The sequence below is a fragment of the Nesterenkonia aerolata genome (assembly GCF_031470965.1).
GTDB lineage: Bacteria > Actinomycetota > Actinomycetes > Actinomycetales > Micrococcaceae > Nesterenkonia > Nesterenkonia aerolata.
Window position 1 is genome coordinate 489 of record NZ_JAVKGR010000040.1, and the last position, 1,448, is coordinate 1,936.

Annotated in this window: 1 protein-coding gene; it reads right to left on the minus strand. The window is 63.3% G+C overall.

Annotated elements, in window-relative coordinates; translation table 11 throughout:
* A partial coding sequence (locus tag RIL96_RS13210; RefSeq protein ID WP_445482788.1) for a vWA domain-containing protein occupies positions 1-1,138 on the minus strand: 1,138 nt, incomplete at its 3' end.
* Positions 1,139-1,448: the final 310 nt, after the last annotated feature.

Genomic DNA, 1,448 nt, shown 5'->3' on the forward strand with positions numbered 1-1,448 from the left:
CACCGTCCTCAGTGCCACCGTCCTCAGTGCCACCGTCCTCAGTGCCACCGTCCTCAGTGCCACCGTCCTCTTCGGACTCAACCGGGAGCTCATGGTCGTCATCGTCCGTCACCGGATCGCCCTCGCTCGGCGGCGTCCCCTCCACTGTCACGTGGTTCTCGATGATCCCTGCGTCCGCATCTGCGTCAGTGGCGGTGTATGTTGCCCACGCGCTGACTGACTGTCCCGGCGCAAGGACATGGGGCTCATCCGGCCACTCTCCGTACTCGATCTCAGAGATTCCCTCCAAGGCATCGGTCAGCTGAACGTCCCGCAGTGTGAGTGCCCCGGTGTTGGTCACGGTGAACTCGTAACGGACATCATCTCCCGCGTGCCCGGGCCCTCCCTCGACGAACAGACCGTTCTTCTCGACCGAGACGCCCGCACACTGCTTGTCGATCTGACCGATGAGGGCGTTGCGCAGTCGTGCGAAGTCAACTTCAAGGTAGTCGTCGCCAAACTGCGGTCCACTGACCTGGGGCATGTGCTCGTGAAACAGGCCGTACTCGGACTGCGTCAGGTTGTCGACGACTCCGACGCCTATGACGCGAGTCCCGGCCTCCTTGACCTGATTGGCGCTGGTCACGGCAGCATCGATCGTGGCCTGATCAGTGGCGTTTCCCAGACCCCTTGGCGGCAGTCCCCACTGGGTCGGGTTTCCGTCTGTCACGAAGAGCACAGCATCATAGCTCTCACCAGCGCCGCTCAGCGCCTGAAACGCGCGATCCCAGTTCGTGCCACCCTGCATGGTTCCTGGCCGCTGGATGCCATCCACGTGCTGGCCGATGGTCTCCAGTCCTGCGCCCGAAGTATCGGTGAGACGCAAGGGCTGATTCGACGCCTGAGAAGTAGCAGGCGCATACGACGCCCAGTTGTGGAACGCCAGCCGAACCGGATACTCCTCCAAGGACTCCGCGAAGTCCACGAGGCCAGAACGCAGCATGTCGAGCTGCTGGTTGTCGATGGAGTTCGACACATCGATGCTGACCGCCACGTCCAGCTCACACTGGTCCGTCAAGGCCGGGTTCGGAGCGGGCGGCACCGTGGACTCGACAGCGGAAGCCGACGTCGCCACAGTCAGTGTCGCGCCGACTGCCAAGCACAGAGCCCCTCCGAGCGCGACGGCTCTGCGTACGGCTCGGGGGGTTCTTCGTCGGGCGCTGTCCCGCTCCGCAGGTGCGGGCGTTGACTGCGAGTGCTCCTTCGGTGTCACATCATCTCCTCGGTATAGGTGTGAAGGGCCGGACATACTATTATGGACCTCCGGTTCCAGGGACTGTGGCAGGCATTGACCCTCGATCGTGGACACGGTGTCGGTTGGGCTATGCCGCTTCAGCAAGGATAGGTTAAGGGCGGGACTGCCGCACATTTAGGTGACAGTTGGGGGTGTCAGGCCGCGAGGCTCACGG